This is a genomic window from Ectopseudomonas chengduensis (assembly GCF_900102635.1).
Taxonomy (GTDB): domain Bacteria; phylum Pseudomonadota; class Gammaproteobacteria; order Pseudomonadales; family Pseudomonadaceae; genus Aquipseudomonas; species Aquipseudomonas chengduensis.
In genome coordinates this window covers 1-16,808 of sequence record NZ_FMZQ01000022.1, presented here as the reverse complement: position 1 = coordinate 16,808, position 16,808 = coordinate 1, and the positions used below count along the sequence as shown (strand labels likewise).

The 16,808-nt window shown below is 64.8% G+C and carries 14 protein-coding genes; 10 read left to right on the top strand and 4 right to left on the bottom strand.

The window, feature by feature from the left end; all coding sequences use genetic code 11:
- The first annotated feature begins 17 nt into the window (after positions 1-17).
- Positions 18-692 carry a RadC family protein gene (gene radC, locus BLS08_RS24005; RefSeq protein WP_017676055.1) on the top strand — a complete coding sequence of 225 codons (675 nt, stop codon included), beginning with the start codon at positions 18-20 and terminating at the stop codon, positions 690-692.
- 114 nt (positions 693-806) lie between these two features.
- Here radC and BLS08_RS24000 read toward each other — a convergent pair whose 3' ends face one another.
- Positions 807-2,384 carry an ABC transporter substrate-binding protein gene (locus BLS08_RS24000; RefSeq protein ID WP_017676054.1) on the bottom strand — a complete coding sequence of 526 codons (1,578 nt, stop codon included), beginning with the start codon at positions 2,382-2,384 and terminating at the stop codon, positions 807-809.
- Between the two features lie 345 nt (positions 2,385-2,729).
- On the opposite strand from BLS08_RS24000, the gene rpmB reads away from it, so the two are divergent.
- The 3 genes from rpmB to BLS08_RS23985 all read left to right on the top strand — a co-directional run bounded on the left by rpmB (position 2,730) and on the right by BLS08_RS23985 (position 4,624).
- Positions 2,730-2,966, top strand: coding sequence for a 50S ribosomal protein L28 (gene rpmB / locus BLS08_RS23995; protein ID WP_003242523.1), 237 nt, complete (start codon positions 2,730-2,732; stop codon positions 2,964-2,966).
- A 10-nt stretch (positions 2,967-2,976) separates the two neighbouring features.
- Positions 2,977-3,132: a 50S ribosomal protein L33 gene (gene rpmG / locus BLS08_RS23990; protein ID WP_003464575.1), complete on the top strand. Its 156-nt coding sequence runs from the start codon at positions 2,977-2,979 to the stop codon at positions 3,130-3,132.
- A 277-nt stretch (positions 3,133-3,409) separates the two neighbouring features.
- The gene (locus tag BLS08_RS23985) at positions 3,410-4,624 is read left to right on the top strand and encodes an HDOD domain-containing protein (protein WP_017676053.1); all 1,215 of its coding nucleotides are present in this window, start codon (positions 3,410-3,412) and stop codon (positions 4,622-4,624) included.
- Here BLS08_RS23985 and BLS08_RS23980 read toward each other — a convergent pair.
- Positions 4,612-7,491, bottom strand: a complete 2,880-nt coding sequence (locus tag BLS08_RS23980) for an EAL domain-containing protein (RefSeq protein ID WP_017676052.1) — start codon at positions 7,489-7,491, stop codon at positions 4,612-4,614. The genes BLS08_RS23985 and BLS08_RS23980 overlap by 13 nt on opposite strands.
- Positions 7,492-7,663: 172 nt before the next feature.
- Positions 7,664-8,722 (bottom strand): fatty acid desaturase, encoded by a 1,059-nt coding sequence (locus BLS08_RS23975; RefSeq protein ID WP_017676051.1) that lies wholly within the window; start codon positions 8,720-8,722, stop codon positions 7,664-7,666.
- Positions 8,723-8,825: 103 nt separating this feature from the next.
- On the opposite strand from BLS08_RS23975, the gene BLS08_RS23970 reads away from it, so the two are divergent.
- From BLS08_RS23970 to BLS08_RS23950, 5 genes are all read left to right on the top strand, one after another.
- Entirely contained in the window at positions 8,826-9,839 is a 1,014-nt protein-coding gene (locus BLS08_RS23970) for an AraC family transcriptional regulator (protein ID WP_017676050.1), read from the top strand.
- On the top strand, positions 9,836-10,912 hold the full coding sequence (locus BLS08_RS23965; protein WP_017676049.1) for an FAD-dependent oxidoreductase: 1,077 nt from the start codon (positions 9,836-9,838) through the stop codon (positions 10,910-10,912). The genes BLS08_RS23970 and BLS08_RS23965 overlap by 4 nt, the downstream gene beginning before the upstream one ends.
- A gap of 390 nt (positions 10,913-11,302) precedes the next feature.
- Positions 11,303-12,874, top strand: coding sequence for a methyl-accepting chemotaxis protein (locus BLS08_RS23960; protein WP_026088486.1), 1,572 nt, complete (start codon positions 11,303-11,305; stop codon positions 12,872-12,874).
- A gap of 454 nt (positions 12,875-13,328) precedes the next feature.
- Positions 13,329-14,696, top strand: a complete 1,368-nt coding sequence (locus BLS08_RS23955; RefSeq protein WP_017676047.1) for a glutamine synthetase family protein — start codon at positions 13,329-13,331, stop codon at positions 14,694-14,696.
- Positions 14,697-14,853: 157 nt separating this feature from the next.
- Complete coding sequence (locus tag BLS08_RS23950) at positions 14,854-16,167, top strand: NAD(P)/FAD-dependent oxidoreductase (protein WP_017676046.1); 1,314 nt, start codon at positions 14,854-14,856, stop codon at positions 16,165-16,167.
- Positions 16,168-16,274: 107 nt separating this feature from the next.
- Here BLS08_RS23950 and BLS08_RS23945 read toward each other — a convergent pair whose 3' ends face one another.
- On the bottom strand, positions 16,275-16,496 hold the full coding sequence (locus BLS08_RS23945; protein ID WP_017676045.1) for a GNAT family N-acetyltransferase: 222 nt from the start codon (positions 16,494-16,496) through the stop codon (positions 16,275-16,277).
- A gap of 65 nt (positions 16,497-16,561) precedes the next feature.
- Here BLS08_RS23945 and BLS08_RS23940 point away from each other — a divergent pair.
- Positions 16,562-16,808, top strand: a 247-nt coding sequence (locus BLS08_RS23940) for a transposase (protein WP_139204303.1), incomplete at its 3' end; no start/stop codon positions are given.

The window sequence follows — 16,808 nt, the reverse complement described above, 5'->3', positions numbered from 1 at the left end:
TCAATAGGGAGGTGTACATGAGCATTCGTGACTGGCCCGCGGCAGAGCGCCCGCGGGAAAAACTGCTGGCGCAAGGCGCTGCTGCGCTAACCGACGCCGAATTACTGGCAATCTTCCTGCGCACCGGCGTGGCCGGTTGCAGTGCGGTGGATCTGGCGCGCCGGCTGCTCGCCGAGTTCGGCAGCCTGCGTGCGCTGCTGGAGGCGGATCTGCCCGACTTCAGCCAGCACCTGGGCCTGGGCCCAGCCAAGTACGCACAGCTGCAGGCCGTGCTGGAGATGGCCAGACGGCACCTGGCCGAGCGCCTGCGCCGCGATTCGGCGCTGGAAAGCCCGCAGGCGGTGCGCGACTACCTCAAGGCGCAGCTGCGCCACGAGCCGCATGAGGTGTTCGGCTGCCTGTTTCTCGATGCCAAGCACCGCGTGCTGGCCTTCGAGGTGCTGTTTCGCGGCAGCATCGACAGCGCCAGCGTTTATCCCAGGCAGGTGGTCAAGCGAGCGCTGGCCAACAATGCCGCCGCCGTCATCCTTACCCATAACCACCCATCGGGCGTGTCGGAACCCAGCCAGGCCGACCGCGTACTGACCCAGCGCCTCAAGGATGCTCTGGCGCTGGTCGAGGTGCGCGTGCTCGACCATTTCATCGTCGGCGATGGCGAGCCGCTATCGATGGCCGAGCTGGGTTGGATGTAGCTGGGACATGCGTAGGGCGGGTGCAACTCGCCGTTATCGATGCGGCGGGTTGCACCCGCCCTACCTGTCTTTATGTGACGTGTAGGGTGGGCTTTAGCCCACCATGATGACGGCTTATGGTGCCATCTGTACCGAAGCGAAATTCTGCCGGCCAAAGGGGCTGACCTGGTAACCCTCGACCTTGGCGCTGAGCAGCGCGAAGGCGGTCGGGTGGGCCAACGGCAGCCACAGCGCCTGCTCCTGAATGATCTGCTGCGCCTGGTGATAAAGGCGGCTGCGCTCATCCTGGTCGCTGCTGGCCTTGCCGTCCGCGATCAGCTTGTCCAGCGTTTCGTCGCAGTAGCGGGCGAAGTTCAGCCCTGACTGCACCGAGGCGCAGGCGAATTGCGGGGTGAGGAAGTTATCCGGGTCGCCGTTGTCGCCAGCCCAGCCCATGAACAGCAGGTCGTGCTCGCCGGCCTTGGCGCGGCGGATCAGCTCGCCCCATTCGATCACGCGAATCTCGGCGTCGATGCCCACCTTGGCCAGATCCGCCTGCAGCAGCTGCGCGCCGAGGCTGGGGTTGGGATTGAGCAGGCTGCCGCTGGGGCGGGTCCAGATCGTGGTCTTGAAACCCTCTGCCAGACCAGCCTCGGCCAGCAGGGCGCGGGCCTTGGCCGGATCATGCGCATAGCCGGGCAGTTCGCTGGCGTAGCTCCATGTGTTCGGCGGGTACGGGCCATTGGCCGGCTCGGCGCTGCCCTCGAACACGGCCTTGACGTAGCTGGCCTTGTCGAAGGCCAGGTTGATCGCCTGGCGCACTTGCGGTTTGTCCAGTGGTGGATGCTGGCTGTTGATGCCGACGAAGGCGGTCATGAACGCGGCGGTCTGTGCGCTTTTCAGCTTGGCGTCGCCGGCGATGGCCTGCACGTCCTGCGGTTTCGGCGACAGAGCGATCTGGCATTCGCCACGGCGCAGCTTCTGCAGGCGCACGTTGCTGTCTGGGGTGATGGCGAAGATCACCCGGTCCACGCCCGGCTTGCCGGCGAAATACTCCGGGTTGGCGCGGTAGCGCACTGCGGCATCCTTCTGGAAACGCTCGAAGGCGAACGGACCGCTGCCGATGGGCGCGCTGTTGAGCTTCTGCGGGGTGCCGGCGGCCATCAGCTGGTCGGCGTATTCGGCGGAATAGATCGAAGCGAAGCCCATGCTCAGGGTGGCGAGGAAGGTCGCATCGCGGCGGTTCAGGGTGATGCGTACGCGGTGCGTATCCGGCGCCTCGATCTTGGCGATCAGGCTCGGCCACTGCATCGACTGAGCATGTGGATAACCGCTGGCAGCGACCGCGTGCCAGGGGTGCTGCTCGTCGAGCATGCGCTGGAAGCTGAACAGCACGTCCCGGGCATCGAGAGTGCGGCTGGGCGTGAAGTCGGCGCTGTGGTGAAATTGCACGTCGTCGCGCAGGGTGAAGTCGTAGACCAGGCCATCGGCGGAGATCGACCAGCTGCGCGCCAGGCTCGGCAGCAGTTTGCCCTGCTCGGCGTCGAATTCCACCAGACGGTTCATCAGCATGTCGGCCGAGGCATTGGTGGTGGTCAGCGAGTTGTACTGCACCACGTCGAAACCCTCCGGGCTGGCTTCGGTGCATACGCTGAGGGTGGCGGCCTGGGCCAGGATCGGGGTGCACAGTAGAGCAGCGAGCAACAGGCGCATGGTGAAGTCCTCATTCCTGGCGTGAACGGCAAGCTTGCAACCCTAGTCGATTTGCCATGCGCTGAATACCCGATCGAGGCGACGAGCGGTCAAATCTTGATCAGGCCCCAACGGGCCGGCCCCCGGCGGGGCTGCTGGCTCGGGGTTGGGTTTTATCCTGCGTTTTTCCTTGTTGCTCCCAGGGCTTTCTGGTATAAAGCAGCGCTCTTTTCTAGGGGCCCGGTTCTTGCGCTATCCAGTGCGCCCGGTAAGACCCTCGAGAAACGCGGCGCCGAGCGCCAATGACATTGAGTTTAAGCGGCCAACCCATGCCGGGTTGGGCATGTGGTTTTAGAGGGCTGAGGCATGTCGAGAGTCTGTCAAGTTACCGGTAAGGGTCCGGTAACCGGGAACAACATTTCCCACGCAAACAACAAAACCCGTCGTCGTTTCCTGCCGAACCTGCAGCACCATCGCTTCTGGGTCGAGTCCGAGAAGCGCTTCGTGCGTCTGCGCGTATCTGCCAAAGGCATGCGCGTCATCGACAAGCGTGGCATCGACGTAGTGCTGGCTGAGCTGCGCGCTCGCGGCGAAAAGGTTTAAGGAGAGAGTCATGCGTGAACTGATCCGTTTGGTGTCCAGCGCCGGTACCGGCCATTTCTACACCACCGACAAGAACAAGCGCACCACCCCCGACAAGATCGAAATCAAGAAATTCGATCCGGTCGTACGCAAGCACGTGATGTACAAGGAAGCCAAGATCAAGTAATTGATCGGCTGCCTGGCAAAGAAGCCCGCCCTAATCGGCGGGCTTTTTTTTGCCCGTGTTTCCTGGCAGCGCTCGGACTCGCGCCTGCGCCGCTCATTTGCGCGGCTATTGGTCGCGCATTTTTTTTGCGCAACTCGCTCACCTGCGACTTACGTCACACAACACCTCGGTTTAGACTGCGCCGTTGCCGTGGAACTGACTCATCCATCAGCTTTTTGGTGGATGTGGGTACATGGGGTTCGGGCATCCTCCGTTCGTCATTCGCCCAGAGGCTCGCATGACCGCTTCAGCTCATTGTGTGGAAGTCCTGATTGCCGAGGCGGATCCCTGGACGTCCAACCTGTTGCAGCAACTGGTGCTAGACGTGTGTGGCGATGCCCGTGTACTGCAGGTCAGCGATGGTCAGGCGGCTCTGGCGCGTTGCAAGCGGCGCTTGCCCGATCTGGTGATCGCCGATGGCGAGCTTCCGGGGCTCGACGGCCTGGAGCTGCTGCGCCAGTTGCGCCGTCACCCGCGTACACCGGCGCTGCCGTTCGTGCTCATCAGTGGTCGCCTGGATGCCAGCAGCGTGCGCGCCGCGCGGCCGCTGGCGCCCAGTGCCTATCTGGCCAAGCCCTTCAATGCCGAGAGTCTGCGTCAGCGTCTGCGCACATTGTTGCCCGCGCCTGCGGCTGCGGTGGCGGTGCGTCAGCCGCTGTTGCTCAGCGAGCTGCGTGACTATCTCGATACGGTGCGCGAAGAGGGGCAGGGTGCACCGCTGCTCAGCGATGTACGCAATGCCGTGAGTCAGGGGCTGCAGGCCGGCGAGCAGGACCTGGGCGAATTGGAGGCGGTGTTCGGCAGCGACCCGCAGATCACCGCGCTGCTGATTGCCGCAGCCAGCACCGCCGCGCAGCATCAGGGTGTGCCTTGTCATACCCTGACCCAGGCGCTGCAGCGCCTGGGTGTGGCGCGCACGCTGAATTTGGTGCTAGGCCTGGCGCTGCAGCGCAATGCCCAGCTGCGTGACCCACGCCTGGCAGAATTGGCTGCGCATACCTGGCAGCAGGCGCGACGCAGCGCCGAGCTGGCGCGCTGGCTGGCGCTCGAACTGAAGCTGGACGCCGAGCTCTGCTATACCGCCGGTCTGCTGCACAATCTGGGCGAGCTGGCCCTGCTGCGCAGCCTGCAGGACTGGCAGGAAGCGGGTGGTGAACTGAGCAATGAGCAGATCGACGATGCGATGCTGCGCCGCTCGGCGAGCTTCGGTTCGGCCCTGCGTATCCGCTGGCGATTGCCGTTCGGCCTGCGAGAGCTGATCGCAGCGCTCTATGGCCTGGGCAGCGGCGTGTTCTCGCGTGAGGCGCTGGTGCTCAACCTCACTGGTCTGTTGCTGGCCCTGCCGAACAACGAGCTACCAGCCAGCCTGGTCGAAGCACGCTGCGTGCGCATGTTGCGCTTGGATCTGGCGCTGCTCGAGCGCGTACCGGTGGCGCTCTATCAGGCTTCCTGAGTGTCGTGGCGACGCGCGTCGTCGGCCAGTTGCCGCAAGGGCTGCGGGCGGCCAACGAAGTAGCCCTGGGCATAGTCGATGCCGAGGCGGCGCAGGCAGTCCAGGCTGGCCTGGGTCTCGACGAATTCGGCGACGGTGAGCAGGCTCAATTGCCCGGCAATCTGTCGCATCGAGCCGACCATGGCCTGGTTGATCGGGTCGTTCTCGATGCCGCTGATAAAGCTGCCATCGATCTTGAGGATATCCAGCGGCAGGTGACGCAGATAAGCGTAGGAGGCGAAGCCACTGCCGAAGTCGTCCAGGGCGACTTTCAGCCCCTTGCTGCGTAGTTCCTCGATCCACTGGGCGGAGACGCCCAGCTCACCCAGGGCGACCATTTCCGTCACTTCGATGCAGAATTTTCCGGGCGGTAGGCCGTGCTGCTGCAGCTCATTCTGCAGCAAACGGTGGAAGTCGGAATCGAGCAGAGAGTTGGCGCTGAGGTTGACGTTGACCTGAGCCAGCTGCGCCAGGTGCCGCGGGTTGGCGGCCAGCCAGGCGCACAGATGCTGGACGACCCAGCGGTCGATGGCGCCGAGAAAGTCATAGCGCGCCGCTGCATCGAGAAATTGTGCCGGGCTGATCCACTCGCCACTCTGCGGATCGCGGTAGCGCAGCAGGACTTCGTAGTGCAGGCCGGCGGTGGCACTCTGCAGCGCTTGTACGGGTTGGAAGAACAGCTCGAAATGACCGCGTTCGCAGGCTTCACGCAGGCGGGTAATCCATTGCAGCTGGCGTTGATGTTCGAGCAGCGCGCCATCTTCCGGGTTGAACTGGCACACGCGGTTGCGGCCCTGGTGCTTGGCCAGTTGGCTGGCGCTGCTGGCCCAGGTCAGTGCGGTCTCCCAGTCGCGCACGCCAGAGCCGAGGGCGAGCAGGCCGATGCTGGTGTGGAGACGGAAGGGGCGCCCTTGCCAGGTGAAAACGAACTGCTCGACCGCCCGGCGCAAGGCCTCGGCCTGCTTGAGGGCGGCCTCGTCATCGACCTCGCGCAGCAGCACGGCGAACTCGTCACCGCCGACGCGGGCCAGCTCGGCATGGCGCGGCAACTGGTGCGCGAGCTGGGTTGCCAATTGCCTGAGCAACTGGTCGCCGGCGGAGTGGCCACACAGGTCGTTGACCTGCTTGAAGCGGTCCAGCCCTAGCAGCAACAGGTGACTGAAGCGCCGTTTGGCTGCGCCGCTGAGCGTTTCCGAGAGCAGTCTTTCCAGCTCGCGGCGGTTGAGCAGGCCGGTCAGGGCGTCGTGGGCGGCGAGCTGTTGCAGGCGTTCTTCCAGTGCGCGGCGCTCGCTGAGGTCGACCACTATGCCTTCGATGAATTCCTGATGCGGGCGCAGGTGCAGCGACAGGTAGACCCAGCGTGGCCGCTGTTCGAGGTCGTACAGCTGGCACTCGCAGCTGACTGCGCCAGCCTGCACGTCGATTTGCAACAGCAGCCAGCGCCACTGGGTTTCGCCCACCAGACTCTGCAGTGACAGCTGGCTGAGATCGTCCGGCAGGGTCTCGCTACCGAGCAGACGCGCCAGGCTCGGGTTGGCTTCCAGCAGTTGGCCGTCGCGATGGCAACGAAATATGCCTTCGCCGCTGTGGCGGAACAGCGCCTGGTATTGCTCCAGATTATCGATGGCCTGCGCCTGGCTGCTCAGCAGCACACGGCGCACCCGCTCCAGTTGCTTGTCGAGCAGTGCGCCGAATAGCAGCATGCTTAAAGCCGGCAGGTAGGCGTACAGCGCATAGAAGCCCGTGGGCAGCGGAATCAGCCCGGCGCGGCTCAGCGGCACCAGCAGCATCAGCACCAGTGCAGCGCTCCAGCACAGCAGATAGCCCGGTGCATAAGGGCGGCGCTGATAGACGCCGAGGACCATCAGCAGCAGTTGATATAGGCCGGTAGCCAGCGTCAGCAGGTTGAGGGTCTGGTAGGCGTGGGGATGGTCGACGAAGACGCCGCCGATGCTGACCAGCAGGGTAGCCACGAACAGGGCATCGCGCAGCCAGCGCAGACGTCCCAGCTGCAGGCCCAGGGCGCTGGCGATGAACAGCGAGCTGAAGATCATCATCCCGGCGGTGGGTAGATTGACCAGCAATTTGGGCAGCAGCGTCCACTGCGGCCAGAGCAGGCCGGCAATGTTGTACAGGCTGGTGTTGTACAGCGCCACGCACAACGAGGTGAGGCTGAAGTAGGCCAGTTGCGCCTCGCGCAGGGTGCTGTACTTGACCAGATAGAACAGTGCCAGCGCGAGCAGGGCGCCGATCAGCAGGCCGCTCTGTAGCCAGCTGTAGGCGATCAGTTGTTGGCCCTGTTCGGCGCCGACCACCTGCAGCGGCAGGTTGATCGCCGAATGACTCTGCACGCGCAGCAGCAGGCTGTGCGGGCCATCGCCCAGGCGCGGCAGGTTGAGCAGAAACTGTGGATAGGGCTCGCCACGTTCGGCGAATGGACGTTTTGCGCCGCTGTACAGTGGGCCGAGCGACTGCTCGCCATCGAACAGCCAGACCTCCAGATCATCGAGGAAGGTCTGGCCGATGATCAGTTGCAGGCGTTCGGCTGGCGGTGTCTGCAATTGCACGGCGAGCCACCAGGCGCTGCGTGTATAGCCGATGCGGGCGGTGCCCTGAACCTGGCGACCCTCTTGTGCGATGCGCTGCAGTACCTCGCTGGCGCTCAGCTGGCCGCTGGGGTCTTCCAGCAGCAGGCTGTGCTCGATGCTCACCGGCGCGGTCAGATCGGCAGCGCTGAGCTTGAGTAACGGCAACGCACTGGCCGCCCAGGCCGGCACGACGCAGGCCAGGCAAAGCAGCAAGATCAGTGAGCGAAGCGGTCGAAGCATCCTGGGCGCCTCATGGCAACTACGAGGGCGCCGAAGTCCGGTGGACGCTGTCGGGTCTGAGGAGCGGTCGGGCGCAGGGCAATTCTAGCCGACTACTGGCGCGATGATTGCGCTGCGAGTCTCATCCGTCGGGTCGTGCGACGACGAATGACTGACCCCCCCTCAGCTGGGGTCAGGCAGCCTGCGCACGCTCCTCGCCCGCCTCTTGACGGCGCGTCCAGCGATTGGCACGGGCGAAGGTGCCGAAGTCGTTGAAGCGTACGCCCATCTCGCGCATCACCCGGTGGGCGAAAGGCACGGTCAGCTGGCGGATATAGAACGGCTCCTTGACCACGAAATGGTGGATCGCATGACTGCTGCCGAAGTTGAAGCAGAACGCCTGCAGCGGCCACAGCCACCAGGGGTTGAGGACCTGGGTCTGCTGGATCACGTTGCCGGGTTCGACATCACCGTAGTAGTGCATGTTGGAGCTGACGAAGTGCAGGCAGAAGGTGCGCAGCACGTTGGGCCCGACCAGCACCACCACGGCGACGTTCACCACCTCCATCAGGTTCAGGGTGCCGGCCGACCAGGCGATCGGAGCACCAAGCGCAGCACTGGCCCAATCCAGCAGATGGAAACCGAGGAACAGGTACCAGGTCGCCCAGTTGAGCAGCCCCAGCGGCGCGTAGACCTTCAGCGTGCGCGTGAGGATCAGCCGGCGGTGTTCGGGGTTCTTCGCCCGCAGCCAGCGAATCAACGAACTCATCATGTTGTCGCCGACCATCAGCAGGCGCGCGATGCCCCAGGGCTCGCCGTTGGTGATGGCGCGCTCCTCCGTGTCCGCTTCGCTACCGGACACCTTGTGATGATTGAGATGCAGATGGCGGCGTACCCAGGGGTTGATGGTGCTCGGCCGCGCCAGCCAGACCAGCGCCAGCATCAGATTGTGCGGCAGCGGCCGCTTGCGGAAGTACATCGAATGGATCAGGTCGTGTTCCAGCTCGTGGGTCAGCGAGGCGAAGAAGGCGTTGAGCAGCAGGCAGGCCCACCAGGCCAGGTAGCCGCCGATGTACAACGCCGCCGAGCCGAGCATGCCGAGCAGTGCGAAAGCGAGAATACCGGCGCCGAGCGCGTCCTGATGTTGCAGGATCGGGTAGCGTTGGCGCAGGGCGTTGCCCTGGGCCATCACCTGTTCACGGATATAAGCGGCGCGTTGCTGGTCATTAAGGCTTGCGGGAGAGGGCGACATGCCGACATCCTCTTGTTATTGGGTTGTGACTTCACTGTGCCGTGACGGTCGTCAGAGCGCCCGACCGTGCACGCCAACCTGCCTACCGGATACGCCAATCTGCATGACCGCCGAACCCACCACCCTGGCCAGCTGGACCCGCGCCCTGCGCAAGCAGCTCGATGCCCTCGGCCTGGACAGCGCTGCGCTGTGCCGCGAGGCGGGGCTCGACCCGGCAGTGCTCGACGACCCCAACGCGCGCTGCCCGCTGTCGGTCACCACGCGCCTGTGGCAGTTGGCGGTGGCCGCCAGTGGTGACCCGGCGCTGGGCCTGAAGACTTCGCAGTTCGTCAGTCCGACCACCTTCCATGCGCTGGGCTATGCGCTGATCGCCAGCAGCAGCCTGCGCGAGATGTTCGAGCGCATCGTGCGTTATCACCGGGTGGTCAGCGATGCGCTGCAGCTGGAGTTACGCCAGCTGGAAGACGTCTACGAATTTCGTTTTCGCGTACCGCCAGGCAGCCCTGCGCCCGCACCCGAAGCGCTGGACGCCTTTGCCGCGATCTACGTGCGCAGCTGTCGCAATCGCCTGAACCGGGAGTTTTCGCCGCTGCTGGTGCAATTGCAGCGCCCGCAGCCAACCGACCCGGCGCCCTGGCAGGCGGTATTTCGCGCACCGCTGCAGTTCGATGCCGACGAAAGCCTGCTGCGCTTTCCCCGCGCCGCGTTCGAACAACGGCTGGACGATGGCAACCCGGAGCTGGCCGAACACAACGAGACGGTGCTCAGACGCAGCCTGGAGCAACTGCAGGCAGCCAGCTGCAGCGAGCGGGTGCGCAGCTGCCTGGAGGCGCAATTGCCCGATGGCGAGCCCTCCGCCGAACGTATCGCCCAGACCCTGCATCTGAGCCTGCGCAGCCTGCAGCGCCACCTGGCCGAGGAGGGCACCAGCTACGAGGCGCTGCTCGGTGAGACGCGCCACGCCCTGGCGTTGCGGCATATGCGCGATCCGCGCTGTTCGATCAGTGAGATTGCCTATCTGCTCGGCTTCAGCGACAGCAGCAGCTTCGGCCGAGCCTTCAAACGCTGGACCGGCCAGACGCCGAGCCAATACCGCGATGGATTCAACAACGCATGACCCAGTACGATCTGATTTTGGCCGGGGCCGGCCATGCCCACCTTGGCGTGTTGCGCCGCTGGGCGCTGGTGGAGCGTCCGCCAGGCCGCATCGGCCTGCTCAGCCCTGGCCCGGAAGCCTGGTACGCCGGCATGTTGCCGGGGCTGATCAGCGGCCGTTTCAGCCCGGCAGACTGCCGTGTGGAGTTGCAGCCGCTGTGCCGGGCGGCCAAGGTCGAGCTGATCGAGGGCGAGATCGCGTCGCTCGATGCCGATGCGCGCATCCTGCAGCTCGCAGACGGCCGTAGCCTGCAGAGCGAGTGGCTGTCGCTCAACGTCGGTGCCGGCATGGCCATTCCACCGCAGCAGGGCGAAGGGATGCAGGTGTTGGCCGCCAGGCCCATCGAACGGATGCTCGAAGGCTGGCAGCAATGGCAGGCCGAGCCACGGCGCATGGCGATTCTCGGTGGTGGGGCCGGTGGTGTGGAACTGGCCCTGGCGCTGGCCGGCAAGGTACCGGCGCTGGCGCTGTTCTGCGGCGGAACCCTGCTCGACGGGCTGGGGCCGGGGCTGCGGCTGCGCGCACTGGGGCATCTGCGTCAGCGCGGCGTGCAGGTGCGCGAGCATTGCCCGATCGGCCGTATCGAGGATGACTGGCTGCTCAGTGGTGACGAGCCGGTATGGCGCGGGCGGCGCCTGCTGCTGGCCAGCGGTGCGCGTCCCTGGCCATGGCTGACGGCGAGCCAACTGGCCAGCGACGCAGCCGGATTCATCGCCATTCGCCCGACCCTGCAATGCGAGTCCCACGCGCAGATCTTCGCCGTCGGTGACAGCGCCAGCCTCGACGGCATGCGCCGCAGCGGGCGTTTCGCAGTGCGTCAGGCGCCGGTACTCAGCGCCAATCTGCAGGCCGCGCTGCAGGGGCGTCCGCTGCGCCAGTATCGGGCGCAATGGCAGAGCCTGGCCCTGCTCGCCACTGGCGATGGCGGTGCGCTGCTCGGTTGGCACGACTGGAGTGCGGGTGGGCAGTTGTACGGGCATTGCAAGGACTGGCTGGACCGGCGCTTCGTCAAGCGCCATCGCATGGTGGGGTAGCAGGCCTGAAAACCCGGGCTACGGCTGCACGGATGCGGGAGGCCAGAGCCGAGGTGGTTTTTCAACAGCCTGCTAATGCCACTGAGTTAAGTGTCGATACAGCGAGTGTGTTGGCGCTGCGCCCCGGTGCTGGGGAAGCCTTGTTGAGCCTGCAGGGACACTGCCCAAATTCATGGCAGGTTGCTACCAAAGTTTTATGGTGCTGGCGCTTTCAAGCTGCTCGAATCCCGGTCATCGTGCCCGGCCTGCATACCCATATTTTTCGTCGGGCCTGTCGTACACGTAGCCTGCTGCCCAGGTTGCGTGGGATATTCAAGGAGAGAACCCGCCGTGACCCCGTCCGCCTACAGCGCCTCGCCGCGCACCAGAACAAGAACTCTGAGGTCGGTCATGCAAGCTGCCTTTGTCCGTTCACCTGTTGCCTGTCTCCTTCACGCCCTGGGGCTGGCTGCATTGATGCTGGTCTACCAGCAGGTGCAGCTACCGTCCTATGTCAGTGTGTTGTCCTTCCTGCTGCTGGCGCTGTGGCCCTGGCTGGGGCCATGGCAACGTCGCGACGACAGTTCGCCTGCCGCGCAGCAAGTCGCCAGCTCTGACTTCGTCGAGCTCAGCCGCGGGCTGTCGCGCCACACCTGCCACAACGCGCTGTCCGCAGCCAAGGTGGCCCATGCGGTCAAGCATCTGGCCGGTCGCCTGCAATCGCAGCTGACGGCGGTGCAGCAGGTCAGCCAGGCCGCCGAGGCCATCACCCACACCGAGCAGGACAGCGCCGCTCGTGCCGAGCAGACCCTGGCCGCGGCCCGCCATGTGCGTGATGCCAGCGCCAATGGTCAGGCCGAACTCAATCAGGCCATCGAACGCATGCAGCAGCTCAGTGCGCAGACCCTGGCCAGTCGCGAGCTGATCGATGGTCTCGGTAGCCGTACCGAACAGATCGAGCAGGTCACCCAGGTGATCCAGTCCATCGCCAGCCAGACCAATCTGCTGGCGCTCAACGCGGCCATCGAGGCCGCCCGCGCCGGTGAGATGGGCCGCGGTTTTGCCGTGGTCGCCGACGAGGTGCGCAACCTTGCCGCGCGCACTGCCAGCGCCACCGAGGAAGTCAGCCAGATGGTCGCCGACATCCGCCAGCAGAGCGCGGCGGTGGTCGCTCATATCCAACGTCAGAGCGTCGAGCTGGAACAGGCCGCGCAGCAGATCGAGACAGCCGGTAGCCGCCTGCACGGCATCGCTGACCAGGCCGAGGAGGTCGAGCAGCAGGTGGCGCAGATCAGCGCCGGCACGGCGGACAATCACCAGCGCCTGGCCAGCCTCTCGGCTGCCTCCCTGCAATTGCAGGACGATGTGCAAGGCAGCGAAGGGCAGACGCGGCAACTGGCCGACGCCGCTGAACAACTGGTCGGCCAGGCCGAGACCGTCAGCGAGCAGCTCGCCGAAGTGGGTCTGGATGATTACCACCAGCGTGCCTATGACCTGGCCCGTGAAGGCGCCGCTGCCATCGCGGCGCAGTTCGAGCAGGATCTGCAGGCCGGGCGCATCGGTCTCGACGATCTGTTCGACCGTCGCTACCAACCAATCGCCGGCACCCAGCCGCAGAAGTACCGCACGCGCTTCGATCAGTATGCCGACCAGGTGCTGCCGGCGTTGCAGGAGCCCTTGCTCAAGCGCCATGAAGGGTTGGTGTTCGCCATTTCCACTACCCCGGAAGGCTACGTGCCGACCCATAACGCCGCGTTCAACCACCCGCCCAGCGGTGACCCGGCGGTAGATGCAACGAAGAGCCGTAGCAAGCGCCTGTTCAACGACCGCACCGGCATCCGCTGCGGTAGCCACAGGCAGGCACTGCTGTTGCAGACCTATATGCGCGACACCGGCGAGCTGATGCACGACCTGTCGGTGCCGATCATGGTGCAGGGCAAGCATTGGGGCGGTTTGCGCCTGGGCTATCGGCCGGAGCCTTGAGTTGTTCGCGTTCTGCTGAGCGCCGCTTGAAAGCTGGTGCGCATGGCGCACCCTACGGCCTGGCCTGAGCCATGGCTAAGCGTTAGCGATGGATTGTTTAGTGGGTGCATAACCAAGCGTATGAAAAACCCGATTTAACGCACCTCAAACCCTGTGCGACGCTGCCAAGCCATGATCTTCCTGGCCTGCCAAGTCCATGTTCCGCTGTACCGCGCACCTGCGCGGCGGCGCTTGTTGGAGCGGCTCAACCCGCTGCTGACTATCATCCTCGCCTTCTGGGCGCTGTGGCATTGTCGCCACGCTCGCCCGCCGGACGCCGTCCCCGCCCGCTGAATACCGATGGCTGCGCCATGCCCGCAGCCGCTGCTATCACCTTGTCTGCCTGTGCAACCTGTTCAAGAATCGAACGGGCCGTGCGGACACCGAGCGCCCAACTGGCGCAAGCGAGCGCAACATGACGACTTTCGCCCCCGTGCAGGAAGCTCAGGACTTCCTGGCGAATAACCCCGATATCGAGCTGATCGAGCTGTTCATCCTCGACGCCAATGGCGTGCCGCGCGGCAAGCTGTTGCACCGTGAGGAGCTGTTGGCGCTGTACCAGAGCGGCCGGCCGCTGCCGAGCACCATGCTTGGCCTGTCCATCCAAGGCGAGGATGTCGAGGATTCCGGCCTGGTCTGGGAGGTGGGCGATATCGACTGTCGCGCCTATCCGCTGCCCGGCAGCCTGGTGCGCCTGCCCTGGCGACAGATGCCCACGGCCGCCGTGCAGGTGTCGATGCACCCGACCGAAGGTCTGCCGGCCACGCCGGCCGATCCACGGCAGTTGCTGATCCGGGTGATCGAGCAGCTCGAAGCCGAGGGCTATTACCCGGTGATGGCCTGTGAGCTGGAGTTCTACCTGCTCGACCAGAAGCGCGATGCCCAGGGCCGCCCGCAGCCAGCGCTGGATGCCGACGGCGGCCGCCCGCGGCAGACCCAGGTCTACGGTCTGCGCGAGCTGGAGCAGATCGAACCCTTCCTGCGTGATCTCTATGCCGCCTGCAAGGCGCAGGGCATTCCCGCGCGCACGGCGATTTCCGAATACGCCCCCGGTCAGGTGGAAATCACCCTGGAGCACGGCCCGGTAATGGCGGCGATGGATCAGGCTGTACGCTACAAGCGCCTGGTCAAGGGCGTGGCCCATGCCCACGGGATGCAGGCCTGCTTCATGGCCAAGCCGTTCGATCACTTGGCCGGCACCGGCATGCACATGCATGTGAGCCTGGCCGATGCGCAGGGCAATAACCTGTTCGCCAGCATGGATCCTGCCGGCACGCCGCTGCTGCGTCACGCCGTTGGCGGCATGCTCGCCAGCCTGCTCGACTCGCTGCTGCTGTTCTGCCCCAACGCCAACTCCTACCGACGTTTCCAGGCCAACAGTTACGCGCCGCTGGCGCCGACCTGGGGCGTGGACAACCGCACCGTCAGCCTGCGCGTGCCCGGTGGCCCGGCCCCCACTCGGCATGTGGAACACCGCATTTGCGGTGCTGATGCCAACCCCTATCTGGCGGCAGCGGCGATTCTCGCCGGGATTCACCGTGGCATCGCTGATCGCCTCGACCCCGGCGCGCCGGTGGAAGGCAACGGCTATGCCCAGGCCAAGACCCTGCTACCGACCGAGTGGCTGGCCTCGATCCAGGCGCTGGAGCGCTCCGACTGGGCGCGCGACGCCTTTGGCGCGGACTTTCTCAAGGTCTTTCTCGCGGTCAAGCGTGCCGAGTATCGCCAGTTCATGGGCGAAGTCGGTGAGCAGGATTGGCGCTGGTACCTGAGCAACGCCTGAGCGCATGAATTGAAAAGCTCGCGGCTAAAGCGGAGTGCCGCCCAGCCGCTCCTACAGGACTCAGCTCAGTGTAGGAGCGGCTTTAGCCGCGAATTCTCCGGATTTACTGGTGCGCACAGCGCACCCTACGGCGGCATAGCCGCCACAAGGACATGCAATGAACGCGATCAACCAAGCCGTCAAACCTGCCGTCGAGCGCGCGCCTTCCTACTACTCGGCCTCGCTCAATTTCGAGACCGACTACCCGACGCTGCAGGGCAGTGTGACGGTGGATGTGGCCATCATCGGAGGCGGTTTCACCGGCATTGCCACCGCCGTGGAGCTGGCCGAGCGCGGCCTCAAGGTGGCCGTGGTGGAAACCAACAAGGTCGGCTGGGGTGCCAGCGGGCGCAACGGTGGCCAGGTCACCGGCAGCCTGTCCGGCGACGAGGCCATGCGCAAGCAGATGCGCAACACGCTGGGCGATGAGGTGGATGACTTCATCTGGCACCTGCGCTGGCGCGGTCACGAGATCATCAAGAACCGCGTGGCCAAATACGGCATCGACTGCGACCTCAAGCACGGCCATCTGCATACCGCGATGAAAGCCAGCCATATGGATGAGCTCAAGGCGACCTATGACGAGGCGTTGCGCCGTGGCATGGGCGAGGATGTCACCCTGCTCGACGCGGCCGGTGTACGTGCCCAGCTAAGCAGCGATCTGTATTGCGGTGCCCTGAAGAACACCCGCAACATGCACCTGCATCCACTCAACCTGTGCATCGGTGAGGCCAAGGCCGCCGAGAGCCTGGGCGCGCTGATCTTCGAACATTCCGAGGTGCTGGATATCGTCCACGGCCCGCGTCCGGCAGTGGTCACCAAGGGCGGGCGGATCGAGGCCAAGCAGGTGCTGCTGGCCGGCGACGTCTATCACAAGCTGGAGCGGCGCAAGCTCAAGGGCCTGATCTTCCCGGCCATGGGCGGCATCGTCACCACCGCGCCGCTGGGCGACCTGGCGAAAGAGATCAACCCGCAGGACCTGGCGGTGTACGACTGCCGCTTCGTGCTCGACTACTACCGCCTGACCGCCGATGGCCGCCTGTTGTTCGGCGGTGGTTGCAACTACTCCGGACGTGATTCGCGCGATATCGCCGGCGAGCTGCGTCCGTGCATCGAGAGCACCTTCCCGCAACTCAAGGGCGTGCAGATCGACTACCAGTGGAGCTGCGCCATGGGCATCGTGATGAACCGCATCCCACAGCTGGGCAAGCTCTCGTCCAACGTCTGGTACTGCCAGGGCTACTCCGGCCACGGTATCGCCACCACCCACATCATGGGCGAGATCATGGCCAAGGCGATCACCGGCGACCTGGAGCAATACGACACCTTCGCCGCCTGCAAGCACATCAAGGTGCCGCTCGGCGATCAGCTCGGCAACCCGATGCTGGCCGCGGGCATGTGGTACTACCAGATGCTGGAAAAGCTGCGCTGAAGCGCAGGGGATGACCTGGGCGGTAGCGATTGGCGGCAGTCGTGCTCCGCTCCGGTCATCGACGTAGAGATGATTGGAGTCATTTCTAGCGCGGCCTGACTCTTACCTCAGGTATCTGCAGGCCTTGGGCGTTTGTAAGCCATACCAACAGAGCGCGGCGCGGTGTGAACGAAGCCAAACTGCGCGTACAGGTCTTGTGCTGGCCCATCCGCGATAAGGCTCACGTAGCCGCTTTCCGGCACATGGGTTTCGATGAACTGCAGAATCTCGCCCATGATGCGCTTGCCGAGCCCCTTGCCCTGATGTTCCCTGAGAACGGCGATGTCCACGTGTAGTGGTCTGCTGATTCCGGACACCAATTTAGGCGAAAATCCTCGCCACTAAGAGGTGTTCGATGAGTAAGCAACGACGTACGTTTTCTGCCGAGTTCAAGCGAGAGGCTGCGGTCTTGGTGCTGGATCAAGGCTACAGCCATATCGAGGCCTGCCGTTCGCTGGGCGTCGTGGACTCGGCATTGCGCCGCTGGGTGAAACAGCTCCAAGAAGAGCGCCTCGGCGTCACCCCGAAAAGCAAAGCATTGACTCCCGAACAGCAGAAAATCCAAGAGCTGGAAGCCAGGATCGACCGACTGGAACGGGAGA

Coding starts and splice junctions, on each gene's coding strand:
- rpmG (WP_003464575.1), top strand. CDS start 2,977: ATGCGTGAACTGATCCGTTTGGTGTCCAGCGCCGGTACCGGCCATTTC.
- BLS08_RS23975 (WP_017676051.1), bottom strand. CDS start 8,722: ATGTCGCCCTCTCCCGCAAGCCTTAATGACCAGCAACGCGCCGCTTAT.
- BLS08_RS23970 (WP_017676050.1), top strand. CDS start 8,826: ATGACCGCCGAACCCACCACCCTGGCCAGCTGGACCCGCGCCCTGCGC.
- BLS08_RS23985 (WP_017676053.1), top strand. CDS start 3,410: ATGACCGCTTCAGCTCATTGTGTGGAAGTCCTGATTGCCGAGGCGGAT.
- BLS08_RS23955 (WP_017676047.1), top strand. CDS start 13,329: ATGACGACTTTCGCCCCCGTGCAGGAAGCTCAGGACTTCCTGGCGAAT.
- BLS08_RS24000 (WP_017676054.1), bottom strand. CDS start 2,384: ATGCGCCTGTTGCTCGCTGCTCTACTGTGCACCCCGATCCTGGCCCAG.
- BLS08_RS23960 (WP_026088486.1), top strand. CDS start 11,303: ATGCAAGCTGCCTTTGTCCGTTCACCTGTTGCCTGTCTCCTTCACGCC.
- BLS08_RS23950 (WP_017676046.1), top strand. CDS start 14,854: ATGAACGCGATCAACCAAGCCGTCAAACCTGCCGTCGAGCGCGCGCCT.
- rpmB (WP_003242523.1), top strand. CDS start 2,730: ATGTCGAGAGTCTGTCAAGTTACCGGTAAGGGTCCGGTAACCGGGAAC.
- radC (WP_017676055.1), top strand. CDS start 18: ATGAGCATTCGTGACTGGCCCGCGGCAGAGCGCCCGCGGGAAAAACTG.
- BLS08_RS23980 (WP_017676052.1), bottom strand. CDS start 7,491: ATGCTTCGACCGCTTCGCTCACTGATCTTGCTGCTTTGCCTGGCCTGC.
- BLS08_RS23965 (WP_017676049.1), top strand. CDS start 9,836: ATGACCCAGTACGATCTGATTTTGGCCGGGGCCGGCCATGCCCACCTT.